Raw genomic sequence first — 22510 nt, 5'->3', positions numbered from 1 at the left:
TCCCGTCAGATCTCGATGCACGTACGGAGCGCGGTGCCCGTCCGCATCTGGTCCAGCGCCTCGTTGATGTCGGCCAGCGCCACCCGGTGCGTGATCAGGCCCTCCAGGTCGATGCGGCCCGCCCGCCACAGGGCGATGGTGCGCTCGTAGGAGCGCAGGACGTCGCCGCCGCCGTACATGGACGGCAGGATCCGCTTCTCGTCGAAGAACAGCTCGAACATGTTGAGCTGGAGGAAGTCGTCCATGGCGCCCGCGCCGACGATCACGAGGGAGCCGCCGCGCCGGGTGTTCTCGTACGCCGTGCGGGCGGTGACGGACTTGCCGACGACCTCGAAGACGTAGTCGAAGCCCTCGCCGCCGGTGACCCCCTGCTTGGCGGCGGCCAGTTCGTCGGGTGAAACGGCCCTGGTCGCACCGAACTTGAGCGCGGACTCGCGGCGCGAGGCGACCGGGTCGACGGCGACGATCTCCGCGGCGCCCTTGAGCCGCGCGCCCTGGATCGCCGAGATGCCGACGCCCCCGCAGCCGATGACGGCGACCGACGAACCGGCCTCCACGTCCGCGGTGTTGAGGGCCGCGCCCAGCCCGGTGGTCACCCCGCAGCCGATCAGCGCGGCGATGTCGAAGGGCACGTCGTCGGGTATCGGCACCGCGCAGCCCGCGTCGACGACGACCTCCTCGGCGAAGGTGCCGGTGCCCGCGAAGCCGAAGACGTCACCGGCGGGGCGGCGGAAGTTGGGGGTGCCGGCGTTCATGAAGCCGGCCAGGCACAGCTCGGTCTGGCCGCGCTTGCAGGCGGGACACTGGCCGCAGGCCGGCAGCCAGCACACGACGACCCGGTCGCCGGGCTTGACCCGCGTGACGCCCTCGCCCACCTCCAGGACCTCGCCCGCACCCTCGTGCCCCGGCACGAACGGACCCGGCTGCGGCAGCACGCCGCTCATCGCGGACAGGTCCGAGTGGCACAGTCCGGTCGCCCGCACCCGGATCCGCACCCTGCCGGGCCCGAAGCCCGTCGCCTCGACGTCGTCGAGGACCTCCAGCTTGTCCTGGCCGATCTCGTGCAGTACGGCTGCTCGCATTGGTGCGGCTCCCCTCGACTGCTCAACTGCCTACTGGATCAGGAGTGTTCGACGATCGTGTCGGCGAGCACGGGCGCGTCGTCCCGCTCGACCGCGCTCACCGCGACCCTGACGGACCCGGGTGTGCGCCACATGCGGATCCGCAGCGTCTCGCCCGGGAACACCACGCCCGCGAACCGGGTCGCGTACGACCGCACCCGGCCGACGTCCCCGCCGAGCAGCGTGTCGACGACCGCCTTGAGCGTCATGCCGTAGGTGCACAGCCCGTGCAGGATGGGCCGTTCGAAGCCCGCGAGCTTCGCGAACTCCGGGTCGGCGTGCAGGGGGTTCCAGTCGCCGGAGAGGCGGTAGAGGAGGGCCTGGTCCTCGCGGATCGGCCGCTCGACGGTCCGGTCGGGCTCACCGGAGGGCGCTTCGAGGCGGGTGGAGGGGCCGCGGTCGCCGCCCCAGCCGCCCTCGCCCCGTACGAAGATCTGCGCGTCGTTGGTCCACAACGGGCCCTCGGCGTCGGCGACTTCGGTGCGCATGACCAGGACCGCCGCCTTGCCCTTGTCGTACACGGCGGCGATCCGGCCGGTGGCGGTGGCGGTGCCCGCGACCGGGATGGGGCGGTGCAGCTCGATCGTCTGGCCGCCGTGCAGGACCTTGGCGAGGTCGACGTCGACGCCGGGCATGGACAGGCCGCTGATCACGCCGGGCGAGCCGTTGCCCGCGACGGTGGCGAAACTGGGCAGGACGTGCAGCCGGGACTCCAGGGTGTAGCGCAGCTCGTCGGGGTCGGTCGCGGGGATTCCGGCGCCGATGCCGAGGTGGTAGAGCTGGACGTCCTTGCGGTCCCAGGTGATCTCGCCGGACCGGGGTTCGGCGGCGAGGGCCTTCGCTGCGTCGATGGGCATACGGCTCCTGGTGGCTCACGTTGGCTCAAGACCTCGGCGCGGCCGTCCGCACCGTCGGCCGCGACCGAGGTCGTCACGGGGCCGATCTAGAACGCGTTCCAGTCCGGCGCCCCTTGTATAGCCCAGGGCACCGCACTTGTGAAGGCTCCTGACGCCGTGTCAGGTCTGTGGGGTGGTGACCTGTGGAGGCGGTGACATTTGTACTGCCCGAGTCCGTACATGCGCCTCTGCCGGGCGGGCGCCGGGATTCATACCGTCGTAGCCATGACACAGACGGAATGTGCCGCCGTGTCCTTCACGGGGGCGGTCAAGAACTTCGGTGCCGTACGGGCCGTCGACGGCGTGGACCTGGCGGTCGCGCCCGGCGAGACGGTGGCCCTGCTGGGCCGCAACGGCGCGGGCAAGTCCACGACGATCTCGCTGCTGCTCGGCCTGTACGAGCCCGACGAGGGCAGCGTGCGGCTGTTCGGCGGGCCGCCGGAGCGGGCGGTGCGTGCGGGGCGGGTCGGCGCGATGCTGCAAGAAGGGCGGGCGGTGCCCCGGGTGACCGTGCGGGAGCTGGTGACCTTCGTGGCCGGGCGGTATCCGGCGCCGATGCCGGTCGCGGAGGCCCTGCGGCTGGCCGGGATCGCCGAGCTGGCGGAGCGGCGGGTGGACCGGCTGTCCGGCGGGCAGACGCAGCGGGTGCGGTTCGCGGTCGCGCTCGCCGGGAACCCCTCGCTGATCGTGCTGGACGAGCCGACGGCCGCGCTGGACGTGGAGGCGCGGCACGCGTTCTGGGCGTCGATGCGGTCGTACGCGCGGCTCGGGCACACGGTCCTGTTCTCCACGCACCACCTTCAGGAGGCGGACGCGTACGCCGACCGCATCCTCGTGGTCGACCGCGGCCGGATCGTCGCCGACGGCACGGCCGAGCAGCTCAAGCGGTCGGTGGGCGGCGGCCTGGTCGCCTTCGACCTCGCGGGCCGCGGCACGGCGGGCCTGGAGCTGCTGCCCGGCGTACGTTCGCTGGAGGTACGCGGCGACCGCGCCCGCCTGCGCACGGACGACCCGGACGCGACGGTGATCGCCCTGGCCGGGCTGGGCGCGATCCGTGGCCTGGAGGTGGCACCGGCGTCCCTGGACGACGCGTTCCTGGCCCTCACGGCACCGCTGGCGGAGGCGGCCTGATGTTCGACTACCTACGGCTCGAAGTGCGTCGGACTCTCCGTGACGTCGGATTTGTCATCGGCGGGATCGCCATGCCCGTACTGATGTATCTGCTGTTCACCAACCTCGGTGCGGACGACGGGAGTTGGAAGACCGGGGCGATGGTCGGGATGGCCGGGTACGGGGCCGTCGGGTCGGCGTTGAACACCGGGGGCGGGGTCGCCGAGGACCGGGCGATCGGGTGGCTGCGGCAGTTGCGGGTGACGCCGATGACTCCGCGGCAGGTGGTGGTCGGGCGGGCGCTGACCGGGTCGGTGACCGTGCTGCCGGCGATCGTCGCGGTGCTCGCCGCGGGCGGGCTGGTCAACGGCGTGCGGCTGGCCGCCTGGCAGTGGGCGTCGATCGCGGTGCTGCTGTGGCTGGGCTCGGTGCCGTTCACGCTGCTGGGCCTCGGCAACGGCTACCGGCTCACCGGCCAGACCACCGGCGTGGCGAACATGGCCTGCAACCTGGGCCTGGCGGTGCTCGGCGGCCTGTGGTTCCCCGTCGCCCTGTTCCCGGACTGGCTGCGCGCGATCTCCGCCTGCACGCCCACCTACCGCTTCGCCCAGCTGGGCACCTCGGTGGCCGAGGGCCACGCCCCGGCGCTCGCGGCGATCGCGGTACTGACCCTCTGGCTGCTCGCCTTCGGTTCGTACGCTGTGCTGTCGTACCGCCATGGCGCGGGCCACAACTGACCGGGGGAACGGGACATGGACTGTGACATGACGTGGCGGCAGCGGCTGCTGGTCCAGCTGGAGGTCTGGCAGTCGACGCGGGCGCTGTGGAAGGAGGGGATGAAGGAGTACAAGGAGGCCCAGAAGGCGTCCCCCGGGACCGGCCGGGAACTCGAGCACCCCGGCCCGCCGGCCAACGGCTTCTCGCTCGTGCCCTGGCTGCTGATGGGCCTGGGCGCCCTCTCGAACCTCTTCCAGGGCAAGACCCCCAACCCGTGGATCGGCGGCCTGGGCCTGCTCGCCTTCAACTCCCTCTACATCTACGTGGCGTTCCGCTCCTTCGACAAGCAGAAGCGGCGCGAGACCTCCACCCGGGTCGCCCTGCTGGTGATGTTCCTGCTGACCACGGGCCTGGCCGCCGGTTACGGCGGCAACTGGCTGCTGTTCTTCCCGCTGCTCGGCCTCGCCACGGGCGCGACCCTGCGGGGGCCGTGGCTGGGCCGGGCGGGGCTGCTGCTGGCCGCCTTCGCGGGCGTGGTCTCCGCCTTCCACGACGCGTCGAACGCCACGACCATCGCCTACGGCACCTTCCTCTCGACGATGGTGACCGCCGCGATCCTGTCCCTGTCCGAGGCGGTACGGGAACTGCGCGCCGCCCGCGAGGAACTCGCCCGCCGTGCGGTGGAGCAGGAACGCCTGCGCTTCTCCCGCGACCTGCACGACCTGCTCGGCCACACCATGTCCGTCATCGTGGTGAAGTCGGAGGCCGCCCGGCGCCTCGCCCCGCGCGACCTGGACGCGGCGCTCGCCCAGATCACCGACATCGAGTCCGTCGGCCGGCAGGCCCTCACCGAGATCCGCGAGGCGGTGACCGGCTACCGCGAGGGCAGCCTCGGCACCGAACTCGACCGGGCCCGCTCGGCGCTGGACGCGGCCGGTGTCGAGCCGGTGGTGAAGCGCTCGGGCGTGCCGCTGGCCCCGCAGACCGAGGTGCTGCTCGGCTGGGTGGTGCGCGAGGCGGTCACCAATGTCGTACGGCACGCGGGCGCGACGCGTTGCGAGATCACTGTGCACGGCACCGCCGAGCAGGTCCGGCTCACGGTCGCCGACAACGGCACCGGCGAGCCGTCCCCGCAGTCCCCGTCGGATGTGGGCGGCACCGGCCTGAAGGGCCTGACCGAGCGCCTCGCGGCGGCCGGCGGCTCCCTGCGGGCCGGCCGGTCGCCGCGAGGCGGCTTCACGGTCACCGCCGAACTCCCCGTGGAGCCCGGCGGCGTGCTGGACCCCGTGGCGCTTACGGCACCCAGGGCGAGCTGACCACCCAGCTCACGTCGTCCGTCCAGGAGGTGGCGCTGTCGAAGTCGTTCGAGCCGCCGTCACTGGCTATGTAGAGGTTGAGGTTGTAGTGGCGCAGGAATCTGGTCGGGTAGTTGTACGAGGCGAACGAGGTGCCCGTGCCGCTCTTGCCGGTCGTCGGGCAGAAGGTCGCGTCGGACCTGAACAGGGCCGTCCCGTCCATCGGTTGGCGGTAGAGCTTGTAGTTGGAGTGGCGCAGGAAGTCCCCGGGGTAGTTGCGGGACTCGAAGGAGACGCAGGAGCTGCTCGCCAGGCCCCGGCGGACGATCCAGGTGGCGTCGCTCTTGTCGAGCGTTGAGCTGCTGGAGGTGATCGCGGAGACGACCGCCGCGTTGTTCTGGTGACGGATGTAGTCGCTGGTGCAGCACGCGGTGGTGGCGCGCAGCGAGATCTCCGAACCGGGGGTCAGTGAACCGGTGCTGCCGGTCGAGCCGCCGTATCCGACGGAGACGATGTTGGCCTGTACGGCGTCGTCGGCGGCGTCGGTCGGGATGCCCGAGGTCATGACGCCCTCGAAGAAGGAGCCGATGGAGCCGTTGCTGTTGTCGCCGCCGGTGCCGAGGACGATCGAGCCCTCCTGGTGCATGGGCGAGTATCCGCCACCGTTGACGGTCGGTTCACCGCCGGAATATGTCGTGGTGAGGCTGCCGGATTGCGCGTTGCCGTATTTCAGAGCGAAATGGTCCTGGCCGTTGTTCTTGAGCAACGCGGTCACGAACGGCATCGCGCCCGTGCCGGTGTTGGACGAGTTCGTGCTGTAGCCGAGATTCGACTGGAACAGGCCGTTCTCCAGGTCGGCCTGCACCCAGGGGCCGCCGCCGTAGCAGGGCGAGAACCAGCACTCGGTGCCGAAGTTGATCGCGTCCATGTGGCCGTTGCCGGTGTCGGTGTTGTTGGTCTCGGCGTTGCCGTAGTCGAAGCAGCAGCGGCCGTTGACATGGGTCCCGGAGGTGACCATGTACATCCCCTCGGCCCCGCCGTTGGTGGCCACCCCGGACGTCGAGTTGTCCCGGTAGCCCATGCCGGCCGAGATCTCCAGGCCGTAGACCTGGTGCCCGCCGACGGTCACCGGCAGCGCGTCCGCGGGCGCCCCGACATCGGCCGCGCCGGCGCCGCCCGCGCCCTCGACGGTGAGGTCGTTGTGGCGGGAGGACTGGTCGTAGATCTTGGTGATGATGCAGGTCGTGCCCGAACAGAAGGAGTCCTGGGCGGCCGCGTTGGCATAGCCGCCGGCGGCCAGCAGCCCGATGTTCGCGGTGGCGCTGTCGGAGGCGCGCTGCACCTGGTAGAGCGAGCCGTTGTACGAGGAGTAGAGCGCCCTGACGAGGCTGTGCGCGGCGACGCAGGGGGTGCCCGCGGCGGCGTAGACGTCACAGGGCAGCGAGCTCGCGGCCTGGGCCTGCGGGACCGCGGCGGCGAGCGCGAGGATCGTGACGAGCGCGGAGAGCGCCGCCAGCATCGCGGTTCTGAGCCTTGAGAACACGGTGGACCTCTTCCCTGTCCGATATCCCGGACATTGTTCGACCGAAATACCGAACCTATTTCCCGGATCGAAATACCGAACAATTGGAGAGGGGCAGCGGACAGTAATTGCAAAGGTGAACTCCCAATGCAGAGGAGATTGTTGAGCCGCGACCGAAGGCCGTCAAGACTCGCGGAACCGAAATATGTCGAGTCTTTGAATTGCACCGCCTCCCGGCGGGCGCCCTCTACCCTTGGCCCGTGGACGAGATGCCCCGGGACCATCGCCCGGCGAAGTGCGTGAGGGTCCTGCTCGCCGAGGACCAGGGAATGATGCGGGGCGCGCTCGCCCTGCTGCTCGGCATGGAGGCGGATCTGGAGGTGGTCGCGCAGGTCGCGGCCGGCGACAAGATCGTGGACGCCGCGCTGACCCACCGGCCCGACGTTGCCCTGCTGGACATCGAACTGCCGGGCATGAGCGGCCTGGAGGCGGCGGCCGAGCTGCGCGACCAGGTCCCGGACTGCCGGGTGCTGATCCTGACCACCTTCGGCCGGCCCGGCTATCTGCGCCGGGCCATGGAGGCGGGGGCCGCGGGCTTCCTCGTCAAGGACGGGCCCGTGGAGGAACTGGCCGCCTCGATCCGCCGCGTGCTCACCGGTGAGACCGTGATCGACCCCGCGCTGGCCGCCGCCGCGCTCAGCGCCGGGCCGAACCCGCTCACGGCCCGCGAGTGCGATGTGCTCAAGGCGTCCGTGGACGGTGCGACGGTCGCGGACATCGCCGGGAAGCTGCACCTGTCCGAGTCCACCGTCCGCAACTACCTCTCCTCGGCCATCGGCAAGACCGCCACCCGCAACCGGATGGAGGCGGTACGGGAGGCTCGCCGGCAGGGGTGGCTGTGACTCCCTATTTCGTCACCTCCGCGCTCGCATAGGACGTGCCCTCCGGGGCCCGGCACACGAACCAGTTCGCCGTCGTCGAGCCCGCCGCCGGGCGGAGGACCCCCGCGAGCTGGGGATAGATGTCGTAGCCCGCCGGGATCCATTGGGTCACCGTCGACGTGCCGTTCTTCCAGGTGCAGGTGACCTCCCGGGCCGTCTTGGCGACCATGCCGACCACCAGCCGCCCGGACTCGGACTCGGGTGAGTAGCGGGTCGCAATCGCCTCCATGTCCGTGCCCGCGAACGGCTCCAGCTCCTTGGCCGTGTTGAACATGATCTGGGTCCCGCGCTCCCCGTTGTACGACCGGATCACGAAGAACGAGGTCTTGCCGATCAGATCCGCCGCCTTGTGGACCTCCGCGGGCTCCACTCCGTACCTCGTCATGGCGTCGAGTTGCCGTGTCGCCTCGGCTTTGTCCTTCGGCGCTCCCCAGAACTGCACGACGAGGGACCACGGCTTGTTCTTGTACATCCCCTTGGCCAGGGACGTGACCTGAGGTTCGTACACGTGCCTCTGCTCCGGCGTCGTCCCGTGCGTCGCCACCACTGCGCCCCGCCCGCCTCCGTCCCCGCCCCCGTGCAGCAGCCCCGCCGCCGCCAGCGAACCCGTCGACCCGGCGATCACCATGGCCGTCACCGCGGTCACCGCCCAGCGGCGCGTCCTGCGCCGACGTCCGCCGCGCAGTACCGCCTCCACGGGGGCTATGCCGATCTCGACCTCGTCCGCGGCGTCCGCGAGGAGGAGGGCGATGTCCGTCTGGGTCATGTCGTGGTTCCTCTCCCGGTCCGCGCTCATCACTTCCGCCCGCCCTGCGTCGCCGTCTCCGCCAGTCCCGGTATGGCGCGGAGTTTCGCGATGCCCTTGGCCGCGTTGCTCTTCACCGCGCCGACCGAGCAGCCCATCGCCTCGGCCGCCTGGGTCTCCGTGAGGTCCTCCCAGTAGCGCAGGACCACCGCCTCCCGCTGCCGGGGCGGCAGTCCGGCCAGTGCCTTCAGCAGGACACCCCGGTCGTCGGCCTGGGCGATGCGGTCACCGGTGTCGGCGACCTCGCGGACCAGGCCCGAGTCGTCCTTCGGCGCCAGGAACTCCCGCAGCCTTCTGCGGTGCCTGCGCGCATGCGCGTTGATCATCACGCGCCGTACGTACGCCTCCGGGTCGTCCGCGGCGGCGACCTTGCGCCAGGCCACGTACACCTGCTCGAACGTCGACTGGACCAGGTCCTCCGCGGCGTGCTGCTCCCCCGTGAGGAGAAATGCCGTGCGCATCAGCCGCGGCCAGCGGCCGATGAAAAAGCTCTGGAACTCCGCGTCCCGAGCCTCCCTGCGATCCCCCATGGGCACCTCCTAGATACAAGAAGGAGTCCATGGACCGCCCGGACCGTTGCCTCACTTCGCGGAAATTCTCCCCGCGGCCGTCTCCCCCAGGTCCGCGGGCTTGCGCCCCGGCAGCCACACCAGCATCAGCACCGCCCCCGCGACCAGCACCCCTGTCCCCGTCCGGAACACCAGCGCGTACCCCTCGGTCAGCGCCCCCGGCGTCGCGCTGTCCCCGGTGCGCGCCGCCGCGATCGTCGACATCACCGCGAGCCCCAGCGAACCGCCCATCGTGCGCGAGGTGTTGACCAGCCCCGACACCAGCCCGGCCTCCCCCGGCGCCGCCCCCGACGTGGCGAGCGCGGCGAGCGGCGTCGCGGTGAGACCGGCGCCCAGCATCATCAGGATCCCGGGGAACATGATCTCGGTCAGGTAGTTCCCGGCCGGCGTCATCAGCGACTGCCAGCCGAAACCGGCCGCCGCGACGACCGTGCCGAGCGCGGCCAGCCTGCGCGCGCCGAACCGAGGTATGAAGCGCGGGGCCGCCTTGGAGCCGAGCAGCACCGCGAGCGAGCTGGGGACCAGCGCGAGACCGGCCTCCAGCGGGGTGTAGCCGAGCACGTTCTGGGCGTACAGCGTCATGAAGTACCACATGCAGAACATCGCGGAACCGCACAGGAACATCGCCACGTTCGCCGAGGACACCGCCCGCGACCGGAACAGCCCGAGCGGCATCAGCGGGGCCGCCGTACACGCCTCGACCAGCAGGAACACGGCGATCAGCGCGAGCCCGGCGAGCAGCGGCACCAGGGTCGCGGCCGCCGTCCACCCCTCCGCCTCGGTCTGCGAGATGCCGTACGCGAGGGTCCCGAGCCCGGCCGTCACCAGCACCGCGCCCGGCAGGTCCAGCCGCCGCCCGTCGCCGTTGCGGCTCTCCGCCAGCCACCGCGTCGAGCCGACCAGCACGACGGCCCCCACGGGCACGTTGATCAGCAGCACCCACCGCCAGGACAGCCCGTCCACCAGCGCCCCGCCGACCAGCCCGCCGGCCGCGCCGCCGCCCGCGCCCACCGCGGTCCAGGTCGCTATCGCCCGCGCCCGCGCGGCCCCCTCCGGGACGGCCGAGGTGAGGATCGTCAGCGTCGAGGGCGCGAGCACGGCCGCCCCGAGCCCCTGCACGGCCCGCGCGACCAGCAGTTGACCGCCCTCCTGCGCGAGTCCGCCGCCCAGCGAGGCCAGCGTGAACAGGGCGAGCCCGACCAGGAACATCCGCTTGCGCCCGTAGAGGTCCCCGGCCCGCCCGCCGAGCAGCATGAACCCGGCGAAGGCGATCGCGTACGCGTTCACCACCCACTGCAGGCCCTGCGCGCTCAGCCCCAGGTCGGTCCGCATCGACGGCAACGCCACGTTGACGACCGACACGTCCAGCACGACCAGGAACTGCCCGGCGCAGGCGAGCGCCACCACCAGCCAGGTGGGGGGCGCGGTGAGACGAGGGGTCCGGGTGACGTCAGCGGCTTCCAGCATGGATGTCATGCTCTCAACCCGCTGACGGTCCTTGCATCGGGATTTCGCCGGACGCGGTCCTACAGCGCAGGTCCTAGGCGGCCCGTACCAGCGTCACCACCGCGGCCCCGCCGAGCCCGATGTTGTGCGCGAGCCCGATCCGCGCCCCCGGCACCTGCCGCTCCCCCGCCGTACCCCTCAACTGCCACACCAGTTCGGCCACTTGGGCGATGCCCGTCGCCCCCAGCGGATGCCCCTTGGAGATCAGCCCGCCGGACGGGTTCACCACCCAGCGTCCGCCGTACGTCGTCGCCCCGGACTCCACCAGCTTCCCGGACTCCCCCTCCCCGCACATCCCGAGGGCCTCGTACGTCAGCAGCTCGTTGACCGAGAAGCAGTCGTGCAGTTCTACGACGTCCACGTCGTCGATGCCGAGTCCGGACCGCTCGTAGACCTGGCGGGCCGCCTCCCGCGACATCGGCTGCCCCACGACGTCGATGCACGAACCGGACGCGAAGGACTCCTCGGTGTCGGTCGTCATGGCCTGGGCGACGATCTCGACGAGTCCGCTGAGCCCGTGCCGCTCGGCGAACCGCCGCGACACCACCACCGCGGCCGCCGCGCCGTCCGAGGTCGGCGAGCATTGCAGCTTGGTCAACGGCCGGTGGACGGTGCGCGCGGCGAGGATGTCGTCGACCTCGTACACGTCCTGGAACTGCGCCTTCGGGTTGTGCGCCGAGTGCCGATGGTTCTTGGCGGCCACGGCTGCGAGCTGCGCCTCGGTCGTGCCGTACTTCTCCATGTGCTCGCGGGCCGCGTCGCCGAAGATCTGCGCGGTGGGCGGTGTCATCTCGAAGCCGTGCCGTGCGGCCATGATCCCGTAGTGCCGGGCGACGGGAGAGGCCGAGAAGTCGCCCCCGTCGGCCCCTCCGCCGAGCGCGCCCTTCTTCATCTTCTCGAAGCCCAGGGCCAGTACGCAGTCGGCGGAGCCACCCTCGACGAGCTGCCGGGCCAGCATCAGGGCGGTCGAGCCGGTCGCGCAGTTGTTGTTGACGTTGTAGACCGGGACACCGGTGAGACCCAGCTCATAGGCGGCGCGCTGGCCGGCGGTGGAGGGCTGGAAGCAGTAGCCGACGGGAACCTGTTCCACATCGGTGTACGCGACCCCCGCGTCCGCGAGCGCCGCGCTCCCCGCCTCCCGCGCCATGTCCCAGTACTGCCAGTCACGGGTCTCGGGCTTCTCGAAGCGGGTCATGCCGACCCCGGCGATGTAGGCCTTCATGGCGCGTGAGAGTAGAACACGTTCCACCAACTCACCAGAGCACTGACGGATGATCAGATCCCCATGAGTGGGTCAAGGATTGATTAGAAGCCCGAAGCAACGGAATAGTTGCCTGTGCATACGAGGTTTACCCGACACTTATTTCTTCTCGGAGGCCTCTCGCAATGACCCACACGACGAACGACCTGCCCGCCCGGAGAGCGAGCGGGATCGTGGTCCCGGTGCTCGCCTTCGCGGGCATCGTTGTCGCGGTGATGCAGACCCTGCTCGTCCCGGTGATCAAGGACCTGCCGCAACTGCTGGACACCGCACCCAGCAACGCCACCTGGGTCCTGACCTCGACGCTCCTCTCGGGCGCCGTGGCCACCCCGATCATGGGCCGCCTCGGCGACCTCTACGGCAAGCGGAAGATGCTGATCCTCAGCCTCGCCGTCATGGTGGCGGGCGCGCTGATCAGCGCCCTCACCAGCCAGCTGCTCACGATGATCGTCGGCCGTACGCTCCAGGGCTTCGCGATGGGCGCCATCCCGCTCGGCATCGGCCTGATGCGCGACATGCTGCCCCGCGAGAAGCTCGGCTCCGCGATGGCCCTGATGAGCTCCTCGATCGGCGTCGGCGGCGGACTCGCGCTGCCGCTCGCGGCGCTGGTCGCCCAGCACGCCGACTGGCACGCCCTCTTCTACGGCGCGGCGGGCCTCGGCGCGCTCTCGATCGTCCTGACGCTGCTCGTCGTACCGGAGTCCCCGATGCGGGCGAAGGGTTCCTTCGACGTCCTGGGCGCGCTCGGACTGTCCGCCGGCCTGGTGCTGTTCCTGCTGCCGATCACCAAGGGCAGCGACTGGGGCTGGACCTCGGGCGGCACGCTCGGCATGTTCGCCGCGTCGGCCGTCGTACTGGTCCTGTGGGGCCTGTTCGAGCTGCGCTCCCAGGCGCCGCTGGTGGACCTGCGGACCACGGCCCGGCCCGCCGTCCTCTTCACCAACCTGGCGTCGATCATGGTCGGTGTCTCGTTCTACGTCGTCTCGCTCGTCCTTCCCCAGCTGCTGCAGCTGCCGAAGGCCACCGGGTACGGCCTCGGCCAGTCGATGGTCACCGCGGGTCTGCTGGTCGCTCCGCTGGGGCTGACCATGATGGTCACGGCACCGGTGTACGCGCGCCTGTCGGCGAAGTACGGGCCGAAGGTCACGCTGATCCTCGGCATGCTGATCATCGCGATCGGGTACGGCGCCGGGCTGGGGCTGATGAGCGCGGCCTGGCAGAGCCTGGTCATCGCGGTGGTGCTGGGCGCGGGCATCGGGCTCGCGTACTCGTCGCTGCCCGCGCTGATCGTGGGGGCGGTGCCGGCGTCGGAGACGGGGGCGGCGAACGGGCTCAACACGTTGATGCGGTCCATCGGTACGTCGGTGTCCAGCGCCGTGATCGGGATGGTGCTCGCCAACACCGCGAACAACGTCGGTGGGGTCGCGATACCGACCATGCACGGGTTCCGGGTGTCGTTCCTCATCGCGACGGGTGCGGTGGCGATCGGGCTGGTGATGGCGCTGTTCCTGCCGAAGGCGAATCGGGCGCCTCAGCTGCGGGCGAGCAGCGAGGAGGAGGCCGGTATCGACAACGCCGAGGCCGTGCTGCGGGGGTTCCGTGGGCGTGTGCTGGATGCCGGGGGTGCGCCGGTGGCACGGGCCAAGGTGACGCTCATCGACCGGCGGGGGCGGCAGGCGGGGGCGACGGTGTCCGAGGACGACGGGAGTTATGAGCTCGCCGTGCCTGCGCAGGGGGCGTATGTGCTGGCGGCGAGGGCGTTCGGCCATGGGCCGCTTGCCTCCGCTGCTACGCATTCGGGGGAGGAGTTGGCTGTGGATCTGGATCTTTCGCTGCCTGGGGAGACTGTCAACGCCTAAGGGGCAGGGGGGTTCTGTTGAGTGGCGGCTGATGCTTCGTTGTGGCTGGTCGCGCAGTTCCCCGCGCCCCTGACGGGGTTGCTCGTACCCCCTGCTGAGAAGATCCGTGGGGGGGTACGACAGCATGGGCGTCGATCAGCTTCGTACGACCGGAAGGAACCCCATGGCAGCGCCCTCGCCCGCCGTCCTCGCCGCCTTCGAGAAGGCGAAGGGGTTCATGCCCCTGCATGAGGGGCTTGCGCTGTACGACGCCGCCGTCGAGGCAGGTGCGCTCGGGTTGCCGCTTCTCGAAGTCGGGACGTACTGCGGGCGGTCCGCCGTCCTGCTCGCGGACGCGGCCCGGCAGACCGGGGTCACCGCGCTCACGCTCGATCATCACCGTGGGAGTGAGGAGCAGCAGCCGGGGTGGGAGTACCACGATCCGGAGACCGTCGACCCCGAGCTCGGGGTGATGGACACGTTGCCGACCTTTCGGCGGACCCTGTACCAGGCCGGACTGGAGGAGCACGTGGTCGCGCTCGTCGGGCGGTCCCCCCAGGTCGCGGCCTTCTGGAATGCGCCCCTCGGGCTCGTCTTCATCGACGGCGGGCACACGGACGAGCACGCGAACGCCGACTACGAGGGGTGGGCACCCCATGTGGCCGAAGGCGGACTGCTGCTCATTCATGACGTGTTCCCGGATCCGAAGGACGAGTTCACGGGGCAGGCGCCGTACCGCGTCTACCTCCGGGCCCTGGAGTCCGGCGCCTTCACGGAGATCTCGGTGACCGACTCGCTGCGCGTCCTGCGGCGAACGGGAGCGGAGATCAAATAGGCGGCGTGGGGCGATCCAGAGCGACGCGGCCGGCGCGGATGAAGAGCTGAAGGCATCTCTGCGCGTCGTCGAAGCGGGCCGATATCTCCTCGTCCATCAGCGCCAGGTCCTCCTGGTTCAGCGCTCTCGACCTGGATCTCGCCTCGTGGTCCTCCGCGCAGTTCAGCAGGTCGCGGAGGCTCGTGAGGCAGGCGTTCGCCTGAGCAGCCACCTCCTCGGGCCCCTGCAACTCGACCGCGTAGGAAGTCATCAGAGCGTCTCGGTACGTTGTCCTGCCGCGCAGCCGGATCTCTTCCGCATTTCCTGCTTCGGGGGTGCCCGGCAGACAGGACCTGTGATGGTCGAGAGCCGCGATCCGGGCCAGCTGCGATTTCTCGGCGAATTCCTGATAGATCAGCTTCCTGTGTTCTCTTCGCCATCGATGCTGCTCCAGGCGAAGATCCAGTTCCTGCAGTCTTTCCTGTCTGCGGGACTGGCGTTCTTCCTGTTGCTCCAGGGCTCGCTGTTTCGCGCGTTCCGACCGGCTGGTGATGAAAGCCGTAAGGCTGCTGCCGATCAGGGTTCCGACCATTCCCATCAGAGAGAGGAGCAGTGAACCGGCCATGTCTAATGTTTTGCGCCGACGGGTGCCCGACTACTCCTCTCATCCCAACGGCCCGCACGAACCCTATGGACGCCATCGACGGCCGCTAGGGTGGCAGACGTGTCGTACGTAGGCCCTGACTTCGATCCTCCCCAGCCCCGCCGTCCCCGTCGCGGCCCCCTGACCGTGGCGGTCGCCGCGCTCGTGCCGGGGGCCCTGCTGGGGTGGCTCGTGTACGAGGCCGTGGGTGGGTCGGGGGGTGGGGGCGGCTCGGACCGGGCGACCGTGCGGACCTCGCCGGCGTCCTCCGCCATCGGCACTCCCGTCTCGTCCGTCGCTCCCACGTCCTCCTCGCCGGACGACGGCAAGGTGCCGACTCCGACACCCTCCTCCCCCGCCGCCTCCGGGCCCCTCAAGGGCAAGGTCGTCGTAATCGATCCGGGGCACAACCCCGGCAACTTCCAGCACACCGCCGAGATCAACCGCAAGGTGAACATCGGCACGAACTGGAAGGAGTGCGACACGACCGGGACCTCGACCAACGGGGGTTACACGGAGGCGCAGTTCACGCTCGACGTCTCGCACCGGCTGAAGGCGCTGCTGGAGAAGCTGGGCGCCACGGTGAAGTTGACCCGTGACACCGGTTCCCCCGCCTGGGGGCCCTGTGTCGATCAGCGGGCCCGGATCGGGAATCTCGCCCACGCCGACGCCGCGATCTCCATCCACGCGGACGGGGCCGCGGCCGGCGACCGCGGGTTCCACGTGATCCTTCCCGGGTCCGTGCACGCGGGCGCCGCCGACACCCGCGCCATCGTCGCCCCTTCCGCCGACCTCGGCGTGCGTATCGCGGGCAACTTCGTCCGGGTGACGGGCGAGCCCGCGTCCAACTACATCGGCGACGGCACCGGTCTCGTCACACGTAAGGACCTCGGCGGTCTCAATCTGTCAACGGTTCCCAAGGTGTTCATCGAGTGCGGCAACATGCGCGATAGCAAGGACGCGGCACTGCTCACCAGCGGGGCCTGGCGACAGAAGGCGGCCCAGGGGATCTCTGAAGGAATCGTGAGTTTCCTGCGCGCTTCGTGATCGGCGGGCGGATCCCTGCGGACACCCAGGTCGGGTGGACGATAGGGTCTACCGACGACGAGACGACTACGAAGGACCTGAAGTGAACATCCGCTCCCTCAACCGAGGCGACGGCGTGCTGATCGGGGCAGCGGTACTGCTGTTCATCGCGTCGTTCCTCAACTCGTACACCGTCTCCGGGTACGACATCGACGTGAACGCGTGGGACAGCCTCGGCGTGGGCCTGGGTCTCTACATGGCAGGCGTCATCGGTGCCGCCCTGATCGTCGTCAACCGCGCCCTTCCGCAGCCGCGCAAGGTCGCCGGCCTCGATCTCGGAGTCGTGGGCACGGCGTTCACGGTCCTCGTGGCATGGAGCCTGTTCTGGTACCTGGTGGACAGCGGCAAGGGCACCAGCCCGGCCGCCGGTCTCATCCTCGGCTTCATCGCCGCCCTCGTCCTGGCCGGTGCCGCCATCGCCACCCCGCTGGTCCCCGCGCTGCAGGCCGCGCTCATCCCGGCGCCCAAGCCGCAGGCCCCGCAGCCGTACGGCGGCCAGCCGCAGCCGGGTGGTTACGGCTACCCGGGTGCGCAGCAGCAGCCGTACGGCGGTCAGCCGCAGCCGGGGCAGCCCTACGGTGCCGCGCCGCAGGCCCAGGCGCCGCAGCCGGCCGGGGACTTCTCGCCGTTCTGGTTCGCCGTGCCGGTGCCGCGGCCGCTGTTCGCGGAGGACGGTTCGCCGACGCCGATCGCCGAACTGGCGCCCGGCACCTGGTATCTGGCCGTCGAGCAGCGCGGTCCGGGCCTGGTCGCCCAGACGCAGGACGGCCGCCGCGGTGTCCTCCAGGACACGTCCGGCATCCAGCGCGGCTGAGCTCCAGAAGTAGCAGCACCACGGCCTCTCGCCCTTTCGGGCGGGGGGCCGTTGTCGTACAGTCGCAGCTCGTAGCACCGGATTTGACGGACCGTCAGATACGGCACACAACGGCAGACACCTGGTGGAGGCGCCATGCGACTCGGTCTCGCCCTCGGCTACTGGGGCCGCGGCCCCTCCGCCGACCACGTACCGCTCGCGCAGGAGGCCGAGCGGCTCGGGTACGACTCCGTCTGGACGGCCGAGTCCTGGGGGTCGGACGTCTTCACTCCCCTCACCTGGATCGCGGCGCAGACCTCAAGGATCAGGCTGGGTACGGCGGTTGCGCAGATGGCGGCCCGGTCGCCGACCACCACCGCGATGCACGCCCTCACCCTCGACCACCTCTCCGGCGGGCGCGTGATGCTGGGGCTGGGGCTGTCGGGACCGCAGGTGGTGGAGGGGTGGTACGGGCGGCCGTTCCCGAAGTCGCCGCTGACCGCGACACGGGAGTACGTGGACGTCGTACGGCAGGTGCTGCGGAGGGAAGGGCCGGTCGCGCTGGACGGACGCTTCCACTCGCACCCCTACCGTGGCGAGGACGGGACCGGGCTCGGCAAGGCGCTCAAGCCGATCACGCATCCCCTCCGTTTCGACCTGCCGATCCTGCTCGGTGCGGAGGGGCCGAGGAACGTCGAGCAGACGACGCGGATCGCCGACGGGTGGCTGCCGCTGTACTGGTCGCCGAGCCGTCCGGACGCGTACGGAGCGGCAGTCGAGGCGCTTCCGCCGGGCTTCCTCGTCGCCCCGCTCGCCCGCGTCCAGGTCTGTGCCGACGTCGCCGAGGGGCTGCTGCCGGTCAAGACCATGCTCGGCTTCTACATCGGCGGCATGGGGCACGCGTCCCGCAACTTCCATGCCGACCTGATGGCGCGGATGGGCTACGAGGAGGAGGCGCGGCACATTCAGCGGCTGTTCCTGGAGGGGCGGAGGGAGGAGGCCGTGCTGGCCGTGCCGGATGCCTTCGCGGACGAGATCTCGCTGGTCGGCCCGCGCGAACGGATCGCGGAGCGGCTGGAGTTGTGGCGGAAGGGGCCGGTGACGGACCTGCTGGCACTGGCCCCCGACCGGGAGTCGCTGCGGGTGCTGGCGGAGCTGAACTCCTAGCTGCCGCCCGCCAGTTGGCCGGCCGACGGGACCTGGTTCGTCACCTCGGCGCCCGCGCTCTTTCCGGCGTCCTTGACCTTGTTGATGATGTCGTCGAAGGAGCCGGCCGCGTCGTCGGCCGAGTCGCCCTTGCGGAGTTTCGACGGGAGGTCCTTGAGGGCGTCGATGCCGGAGCTCAGGGGTGCCAGCGCCTTGGAGAGGGTCGGGTCGCCCTGGGCGTTGCGGATGGCCGCCTTGAGCCGGTTGTACGCGAACGCGCCCGCGAGCCCCGCCTTCACCAGGGCGAACTTGCGCCCCTTGGTGCCCTTCTTGAACTTGCCGGCCTTCCAGGGCTTCACGATCCACTGGTACGTCGCCCCGGCCGCGAGCCCGGCGTTCGCCACGAAGCGGGTCTTGGCGAACTTCTGGCGTTCGGCCGAGCTGGTGGGGCTGGGGGTGTCGGCGGCGGCCACGACCGCTGCGGTGTCCTGGGCGGCGTCGGTTCCGCTGTTTCCGCAGGCTGTGGCGGTCGCGAGCAGGGCGCAGCAGAGGGTGAGCGCCACGAAGAGGCGCCGTATCGGTACGGGCACGGGGTCCTCCGGGGTGTTCTCCCCGAGTCGGTGTTCCTCCGGCAGCCTGCCCCGGGCCGGCGCTGTCCGCCACTCGGGCGAACCCGTTCGGGTTTCACACAAGGGTTTCATTCCGGAAGCTGCGGCAATCCGGAAAGCATGTCTCGATATAGCAGTGGCAATCGGGCCGGCGCGGTCGTGGCGATCGTCGCCGACATCATGGCCCTCATCCTGGGCCTGTGGATTGTGATGTACCTGCTGGACGCCAACCGCGCCAATGAACTGGTGCAGTTCGTCCATGACGTGGCCAACTGGCTGGCGGGCTGGTCGCGTGACCTGTTCACCTTCGACAAGGCCTGGGCCCGCGTGGTCGCCGGCTACGGCCTCGCGGCGGTGGTCTACCTCTTCGTCGGCCACGCGATCGCGGGCCGCATGCAGCGTCACTGAGCGGACCGGTACGCCGCGAGCGTCAGCAGCAGTCCGGGTCCAGTCCGCGCGGTAGCGTCTCGCCGCCGAACACCGTGCAGGTCGCGTCGTGGCCGCCGAGGGCCGCGACCGCGAGGAGGAGGGAGCCGGCTGTCCAGGTGGTGAGTTCCTGGGGCCAGATCGTCTCGTCCTCGAAGACGTAACCCGTCCAGTACAGGCCGGACTCGGCGTCGCGCAGGTGCTGGATCGACTGGAGGATCTCCAGCGCGCGGTCGGACTCGCCCATCGCCCAGAGGGTGAGGGCGAGTTCGGCGGACTCGCCGCCGGTGACCCAGGGGTTCGGGACGACGCAGCGCACGCCGAGGCCGGGGACGACGAAGCGCTCCCAGCCCTCCTCTATACGGGACTTGGCCTCCGCGCCCGTCAACGCGCCGCCCAGCACCGGGTAGTACCAGTCCATCGAGTAGCGGTCCTTGTCGAGGAACCGCTCGGGGTGGCGCCGGATCGCGTGGCGGAGGGCCCCCACGGCCAACTCCCAGTCCGGCTGCGGCTCTTCGCGCTGCTCGGCGATGGCGAGCGCGCAGCGCAGCGCGTGGTGGATCGAGGAGGAGCCGGTGAGGAGCGCGTCGGTGGTGAGGCTTCCGTCGTCCTCGCCCTTCCAGCCGATCTGCCCGCCGGGCTGCTGGAGCCGCAGCACGTACTCGACGGCCGCGTAGACGGCCGGCCACATGCGGTCCAGGAAGGCGTCGTCGCCGGTGGAGAGGTAGTGGTGCCACACCCCCACGGCTATGTAGGCGACGAAGTTCGTCTCCCGCCCGTGGTCGGTGACGTTGGCGAACTCCCCGTCCTGGTATGCCGCGTACCAGGACCCGTCCTCGTTCTGGTGCCGCGCGAGCCACTCGTAGGCCCGCTCGGCCGCCTCGTGCTCGCCCGCCGCGTCCAGCGCCATCGCGGCCTCGGTGTGGTCCCACGGGTCGAGGTGGTGTCCCCGGAACCACGGGAGCGCCCCGTCCTCCCGCTGCACGGCGAGGATGCCGGCGACGGTCGCGGCGGCCTGCCCTGCGGTGAGGACCCCGGGCAGGACGAGGTGTTCTGTCCGGGGAGTGGTCACCGCGCGTCCGCCCCCGCCTCGGCGAGCTTCGGCAGGTGCGGCTTGGTCGCGTACGCCACGAAGCTCTTGCCGATCAGCGGGTTCAGCGCCTGCTCGGCGACCCGGGTGGCCAGGGGTTTCTTCATGATGTCCCAGACCAGCAGCTTGTGGTACGCCTTGACGGGCAGCGCCTTGTCGTTGTCGACGCCGAACGCGCACTTCAGCCACCAGTACGGCGAGTGCAGCGCGTGCGCGTGGTGCGTGCCGTACGGCTTGAGGCCCGCCTCGCGGATCTTGGCGAGCAGCTCGTCCGCCTTGTAGATGCGGATATGGCCGCCCTCGACCTCGTGGTAGGCGTCGGACAGCGCCCAGCAGACCTTCTCGGGGCCGTAGCGCGGGACGGTGATGGCGATGCGGCCGCCGGGCTTCAGCACTCGGACCATTTCCGCCAGTACGCCCTTGTCGTCCGGGATGTGCTCCATCACCTCGGAGATGATCACGACGTCGAAGGACTCGTCCGGGAAGGGGAGGGCGAGGGCGTCGCCCTCCATGGCGGTGGCGGTGGCGCCTTCGGGTGCCTCCCCGGCCTCCTTCATCGCCGCGAACCACTTCGCGACCTCGCGGATCTCCTCGCCGTTCTGGTCGAGCGCCACGACCTGGGCGCCGCGCCGGTAGCACTCGAACGCGTGCCGGCCGGCTCCGCAGCCGAGGTCCAGGACGCGGTCGCCCGGGGCGAGCGGGAACCGGGAGAAGTCGACGGTCAGCACGTGGCCCTGCTTTCGGTGTAGACACCTGCGTTGTTTTCTGAGGCCGCGGAGCGGCCGGGGAGCTTACGCGCGGAGCCGGCGATCGCCTCGCGGTACTGGGCCACCGTGCCCTCCGCTGCTCGCGCCCAGGTGAACCTCGCCAGTACCCGCTCACGGCCCGCCCGGCCGAGTCGGGCTCTCAGTTCACGGTCACCCAGCAGTCGGCTCAAGCCGGCGGCCAACGCCCCCGAATCTCCCGGCGGTACCGCGAGGCACGTCTCGCCGTCCGGGCCGGCCACCTCCGGGATCGCCCCGCCGGTCGTCGCCAGCAACGGTGTGCCCGTCGCCATCGCCTCCGCCGCCGGGAGCGAGAAGCCCTCGTAGAGCGACGGGACGCACGCGACCTCCGCCGAGCGGACCAGGTCGACCAGTTCGGCGTCCGAGATGCCCTTGACGAACTCGACGGCGCCTTCGAGGCCGTACCGCTCCATGGCCTGCGCGACGGGTCCCTCGGTGGGCCGTTTGCCGACGACGACCAGGTGGGCGTCCGGGTGTTCCGTACGTACCTTCGCCAGCGCCTCGACGAGGAAGACCAGGCCCTTGAGGGGGACGTCCGCGCTGGACGTCGTCACGATCCGGCCGGGGACGACCGGGACCGACGGGTCCGGGGAGAAGAGGTCGGTGTCGGCGCCGATGTGGACGACGTGGATACGGTCCTCGCGCACGCCCAGGTGGTCGATGATCTCGGCGCGGGAGTTGCCGGAGACCGTGAGCACGGACGGCAGCCGGCGCGCGACGCGCTTCTGCATGCGCGTGAAGGCGTACCAGCGGCGCTTGCCCCACCGCTGCCGCCAGTTCTCGGCCGCGTCCAGCTCCAACTGCCGGTCCACGGTGATGGGGTGGTGGACGGTGGTGACGAGCGGGGCGCCGACGTCGCCCAACAGCCCGTATCCGAGCGTCTGGTTGTCGTGCACGACGTCGAACTCGCCGCGCCGGGCGCGGAGATGGCGGCGGGCGCGGAGCGAGAAGGTGAGTGGCTCCGGGAAGCCGCCGGTCCACATCGTCGCGACTTCCAGCGCGTCGATCCAGTCGCGGTACTCGTCGCGCTTCGGGGTGCGGAAGGGGTCCGGCGAGCGGTAGAGGTCGAGGCTCGGCAGCTCGGTCAGGCTCAGCCGGGCCGCGTACTCCGCGCCCTCGTCGAGGACGGGATACGGCTGGCTGCCGATCACCTCGACGCGGTGGCCGAGGCGGGCCAGCTCGCGGGAGAGGTGGCGGACGTAGACACCCTGGCCGCCGCAGAACGGGTTCCCTTTATAGGTGAGGAGCGCGATGTGGAGCGGTCGCTCGCCGTCGGCGGCCGAGGCCTCCTGGGGCCCGGCCTGACTGGCCTCAGCGGTCACTCTGGGCCCCCTTCTGCGTGCACTGTCCCGCGAGATTACGCCGGGACGCTAATCTAGAACAAGTTTCAGACTTGATCGTCCAGGAGGCTCTGAATCTACCGGCAGGTAGGGGCACTGTGAGCAGTGGATCAGGTGATTCGCGCCACGGCGGACCCCTGCCGTGACCGGTCCGATCACCGGCCTTCACCGACCGTCACGGAACACGGAACGGGATCC

The 22510-nt window shown here is 70.6% G+C and carries 22 protein-coding genes; 10 read left to right on the top strand and 12 right to left on the bottom strand.

What is annotated here, in order from left to right:
* Nucleotides 1-5: 5 nt before the first annotated feature.
* Together MQP27_RS03090 and chsH3 are read right to left on the bottom strand one after the other, a co-directional pair.
* Nucleotides 6-1082, bottom strand: coding sequence for a Zn-dependent alcohol dehydrogenase (locus MQP27_RS03090; RefSeq protein WP_242760624.1), 1077 nt, complete (start codon nucleotides 1080-1082; stop codon nucleotides 6-8).
* A gap of 38 nt (nucleotides 1083-1120) precedes the next feature.
* Nucleotides 1121-1978: an enoyl-CoA hydratase ChsH3 gene (chsH3, locus tag MQP27_RS03085; protein WP_242760623.1), complete on the bottom strand. Its 858-nt coding sequence runs from the start codon at nucleotides 1976-1978 to the stop codon at nucleotides 1121-1123.
* A 264-nt stretch (nucleotides 1979-2242) separates the two neighbouring features.
* Here chsH3 and MQP27_RS03080 point away from each other — a divergent pair, with 264 nt between their 5' ends.
* From MQP27_RS03080 to MQP27_RS03070, 3 genes are read left to right on the top strand one after another with little or no spacing between them, the layout of a single operon-like run.
* Nucleotides 2243-3148, top strand: coding sequence for an ABC transporter ATP-binding protein (locus MQP27_RS03080; RefSeq protein ID WP_242760622.1), 906 nt, complete (start codon nucleotides 2243-2245; stop codon nucleotides 3146-3148).
* Nucleotides 3148-3864 carry an ABC transporter permease gene (locus MQP27_RS03075; protein WP_242760621.1) on the top strand — a complete coding sequence of 239 codons (717 nt, stop codon included), beginning with the start codon at nucleotides 3148-3150 and terminating at the stop codon, nucleotides 3862-3864. The genes MQP27_RS03080 and MQP27_RS03075 overlap by 1 nt, the downstream gene beginning before the upstream one ends.
* A 27-nt stretch (nucleotides 3865-3891) precedes the next feature.
* The gene (locus MQP27_RS03070) at nucleotides 3892-5160 is read left to right on the top strand and encodes a sensor histidine kinase (protein ID WP_242760620.1); all 1269 of its coding nucleotides are present in this window, start codon (nucleotides 3892-3894) and stop codon (nucleotides 5158-5160) included.
* Here the strand turns inward: MQP27_RS03070 and MQP27_RS03065 are convergent.
* Nucleotides 5138-6658 carry an alpha-L-arabinofuranosidase B gene (locus MQP27_RS03065; RefSeq protein ID WP_242761376.1) on the bottom strand — a complete coding sequence of 507 codons (1521 nt, stop codon included), beginning with the start codon at nucleotides 6656-6658 and terminating at the stop codon, nucleotides 5138-5140. The genes MQP27_RS03070 and MQP27_RS03065 overlap by 23 nt on opposite strands.
* 272 nt (nucleotides 6659-6930) lie before the next feature.
* On the opposite strand from MQP27_RS03065, the gene MQP27_RS03060 reads away from it, so the two are divergent.
* Complete coding sequence (locus MQP27_RS03060; protein WP_242761374.1) at nucleotides 6931-7563, top strand: response regulator transcription factor; 633 nt, start codon at nucleotides 6931-6933, stop codon at nucleotides 7561-7563.
* Between the two features lie 4 nt (nucleotides 7564-7567).
* Here MQP27_RS03060 and MQP27_RS03055 read toward each other — a convergent pair whose 3' ends face one another.
* From MQP27_RS03055 to MQP27_RS03040, 4 genes are all read right to left on the bottom strand, one after another.
* The gene (locus MQP27_RS03055) at nucleotides 7568-8368 is read right to left on the bottom strand and encodes a hypothetical protein (RefSeq protein ID WP_242760619.1); all 801 of its coding nucleotides are present in this window, start codon (nucleotides 8366-8368) and stop codon (nucleotides 7568-7570) included.
* A 29-nt stretch (nucleotides 8369-8397) separates the two neighbouring features.
* Entirely contained in the window at nucleotides 8398-8937 is a 540-nt protein-coding gene (locus tag MQP27_RS03050; protein ID WP_242760618.1) for a SigE family RNA polymerase sigma factor, read from the bottom strand.
* Between the two features lie 51 nt (nucleotides 8938-8988).
* Nucleotides 8989-10452 (bottom strand): MFS transporter, encoded by a 1464-nt coding sequence (locus MQP27_RS03045; protein WP_372511126.1) that lies wholly within the window; start codon nucleotides 10450-10452, stop codon nucleotides 8989-8991.
* Between the two features lie 64 nt (nucleotides 10453-10516).
* The gene (locus tag MQP27_RS03040; protein WP_242760616.1) at nucleotides 10517-11704 is read right to left on the bottom strand and encodes a lipid-transfer protein; all 1188 of its coding nucleotides are present in this window, start codon (nucleotides 11702-11704) and stop codon (nucleotides 10517-10519) included.
* 164 nt (nucleotides 11705-11868) lie between these two features.
* On the opposite strand from MQP27_RS03040, the gene MQP27_RS03035 reads away from it, so the two are divergent.
* Both MQP27_RS03035 and MQP27_RS03030 read left to right on the top strand, forming a co-directional pair.
* On the top strand, nucleotides 11869-13602 hold the full coding sequence (locus MQP27_RS03035; RefSeq protein ID WP_242760615.1) for an MFS transporter: 1734 nt from the start codon (nucleotides 11869-11871) through the stop codon (nucleotides 13600-13602).
* Between the two features lie 163 nt (nucleotides 13603-13765).
* Nucleotides 13766-14416, top strand: coding sequence for a class I SAM-dependent methyltransferase (locus MQP27_RS03030; protein ID WP_242760614.1), 651 nt, complete (start codon nucleotides 13766-13768; stop codon nucleotides 14414-14416).
* Here MQP27_RS03030 and MQP27_RS03025 read toward each other — a convergent pair.
* Nucleotides 14409-15020: a hypothetical protein gene (locus MQP27_RS03025; RefSeq protein WP_242760613.1), complete on the bottom strand. Its 612-nt coding sequence runs from the start codon at nucleotides 15018-15020 to the stop codon at nucleotides 14409-14411. The two genes, MQP27_RS03030 and MQP27_RS03025, sit on opposite strands and share 8 nt — an antisense overlap.
* A 99-nt stretch (nucleotides 15021-15119) precedes the next feature.
* Between MQP27_RS03025 and MQP27_RS03020 the strand changes: the two genes are divergently transcribed.
* The 3 genes from MQP27_RS03020 to MQP27_RS03010 all read left to right on the top strand — a co-directional run bounded on the left by MQP27_RS03020 (nucleotide 15120) and on the right by MQP27_RS03010 (nucleotide 18084).
* Nucleotides 15120-16085 (top strand): N-acetylmuramoyl-L-alanine amidase, encoded by a 966-nt coding sequence (locus MQP27_RS03020; protein ID WP_242760612.1) that lies wholly within the window; start codon nucleotides 15120-15122, stop codon nucleotides 16083-16085.
* Between the two features lie 82 nt (nucleotides 16086-16167).
* Nucleotides 16168-16938 carry a DUF5336 domain-containing protein gene (locus MQP27_RS03015; protein ID WP_242760611.1) on the top strand — a complete coding sequence of 257 codons (771 nt, stop codon included), beginning with the start codon at nucleotides 16168-16170 and terminating at the stop codon, nucleotides 16936-16938.
* 135 nt (nucleotides 16939-17073) lie between these two features.
* Nucleotides 17074-18084, top strand: a complete 1011-nt coding sequence (locus MQP27_RS03010) for an LLM class F420-dependent oxidoreductase (protein WP_242760610.1) — start codon at nucleotides 17074-17076, stop codon at nucleotides 18082-18084.
* Here the strand turns inward: MQP27_RS03010 and MQP27_RS03005 are convergent.
* Complete coding sequence (locus tag MQP27_RS03005) at nucleotides 18081-18653, bottom strand: hypothetical protein (protein WP_242760609.1); 573 nt, start codon at nucleotides 18651-18653, stop codon at nucleotides 18081-18083. The genes MQP27_RS03010 and MQP27_RS03005 overlap by 4 nt on opposite strands.
* A 138-nt stretch (nucleotides 18654-18791) precedes the next feature.
* On the opposite strand from MQP27_RS03005, the gene MQP27_RS03000 reads away from it, so the two are divergent.
* A complete protein-coding gene (locus tag MQP27_RS03000) occupies nucleotides 18792-19079 on the top strand; it encodes a hypothetical protein (protein WP_242760608.1) in 288 nt (95 codons plus the stop codon).
* Between the two features lie 22 nt (nucleotides 19080-19101).
* On the opposite strand, the gene MQP27_RS02995 is transcribed toward MQP27_RS03000, so the two are convergent.
* From MQP27_RS02995 to MQP27_RS02985, 3 genes are read right to left on the bottom strand one after another with little or no spacing between them, the layout of a single operon-like run.
* Complete coding sequence (locus MQP27_RS02995) at nucleotides 19102-20169, bottom strand: prenyltransferase/squalene oxidase repeat-containing protein (RefSeq protein WP_242760607.1); 1068 nt, start codon at nucleotides 20167-20169, stop codon at nucleotides 19102-19104.
* Nucleotides 20166-20915, bottom strand: coding sequence for a class I SAM-dependent methyltransferase (locus MQP27_RS02990; RefSeq protein ID WP_242760606.1), 750 nt, complete (start codon nucleotides 20913-20915; stop codon nucleotides 20166-20168). Before MQP27_RS02990 ends, MQP27_RS02995 begins: the two co-directional genes overlap by 4 nt.
* On the bottom strand, nucleotides 20909-22294 hold the full coding sequence (locus tag MQP27_RS02985; RefSeq protein WP_242760605.1) for a glycosyltransferase family 4 protein: 1386 nt from the start codon (nucleotides 22292-22294) through the stop codon (nucleotides 20909-20911). Before MQP27_RS02985 ends, MQP27_RS02990 begins: the two co-directional genes overlap by 7 nt.
* Nucleotides 22295-22510 lie beyond the last annotated feature (216 nt).

It is taken from the genome of Streptomyces cylindrosporus, from assembly GCF_022698165.1.
Classification (GTDB): domain Bacteria; phylum Actinomycetota; class Actinomycetes; order Streptomycetales; family Streptomycetaceae; genus Streptomyces; species Streptomyces cylindrosporus.
This window is presented reverse-complemented; position numbering and strand designations above follow the sequence as displayed.

Excerpts from the sequence above, each read along its gene's own strand:
- MQP27_RS03090 (WP_242760624.1), bottom strand. The coding sequence starts at position 1,082 with ATGCGAGCAGCCGTACTGCACGAGATCGGCCAGGACAAGCTGGAGGTC.
- chsH3 (WP_242760623.1), bottom strand. The coding sequence starts at position 1,978 with ATGCCCATCGACGCAGCGAAGGCCCTCGCCGCCGAACCCCGGTCCGGC.
- MQP27_RS03080 (WP_242760622.1), top strand. The coding sequence starts at position 2,243 with ATGACACAGACGGAATGTGCCGCCGTGTCCTTCACGGGGGCGGTCAAG.
- MQP27_RS03075 (WP_242760621.1), top strand. The coding sequence starts at position 3,148 with ATGTTCGACTACCTACGGCTCGAAGTGCGTCGGACTCTCCGTGACGTC.
- MQP27_RS03070 (WP_242760620.1), top strand. The coding sequence starts at position 3,892 with ATGACGTGGCGGCAGCGGCTGCTGGTCCAGCTGGAGGTCTGGCAGTCG.
- MQP27_RS03065 (WP_242761376.1), bottom strand. The coding sequence starts at position 6,658 with ATGCTGGCGGCGCTCTCCGCGCTCGTCACGATCCTCGCGCTCGCCGCC.
- MQP27_RS03060 (WP_242761374.1), top strand. The coding sequence starts at position 6,931 with ATGCCCCGGGACCATCGCCCGGCGAAGTGCGTGAGGGTCCTGCTCGCC.
- MQP27_RS03055 (WP_242760619.1), bottom strand. The coding sequence starts at position 8,368 with ATGACCCAGACGGACATCGCCCTCCTCCTCGCGGACGCCGCGGACGAG.
- MQP27_RS03050 (WP_242760618.1), bottom strand. The coding sequence starts at position 8,937 with ATGGGGGATCGCAGGGAGGCTCGGGACGCGGAGTTCCAGAGCTTTTTC.
- MQP27_RS03045 (WP_372511126.1), bottom strand. The coding sequence starts at position 10,452 with ATGACATCCATGCTGGAAGCCGCTGACGTCACCCGGACCCCTCGTCTC.
- MQP27_RS03040 (WP_242760616.1), bottom strand. The coding sequence starts at position 11,704 with ATGAAGGCCTACATCGCCGGGGTCGGCATGACCCGCTTCGAGAAGCCC.
- MQP27_RS03035 (WP_242760615.1), top strand. The coding sequence starts at position 11,869 with ATGACCCACACGACGAACGACCTGCCCGCCCGGAGAGCGAGCGGGATC.
- MQP27_RS03030 (WP_242760614.1), top strand. The coding sequence starts at position 13,766 with ATGGCAGCGCCCTCGCCCGCCGTCCTCGCCGCCTTCGAGAAGGCGAAG.
- MQP27_RS03025 (WP_242760613.1), bottom strand. The coding sequence starts at position 15,020 with ATGGCCGGTTCACTGCTCCTCTCTCTGATGGGAATGGTCGGAACCCTG.
- MQP27_RS03010 (WP_242760610.1), top strand. The coding sequence starts at position 17,074 with ATGCGACTCGGTCTCGCCCTCGGCTACTGGGGCCGCGGCCCCTCCGCC.
- MQP27_RS03000 (WP_242760608.1), top strand. The coding sequence starts at position 18,792 with ATGTCTCGATATAGCAGTGGCAATCGGGCCGGCGCGGTCGTGGCGATC.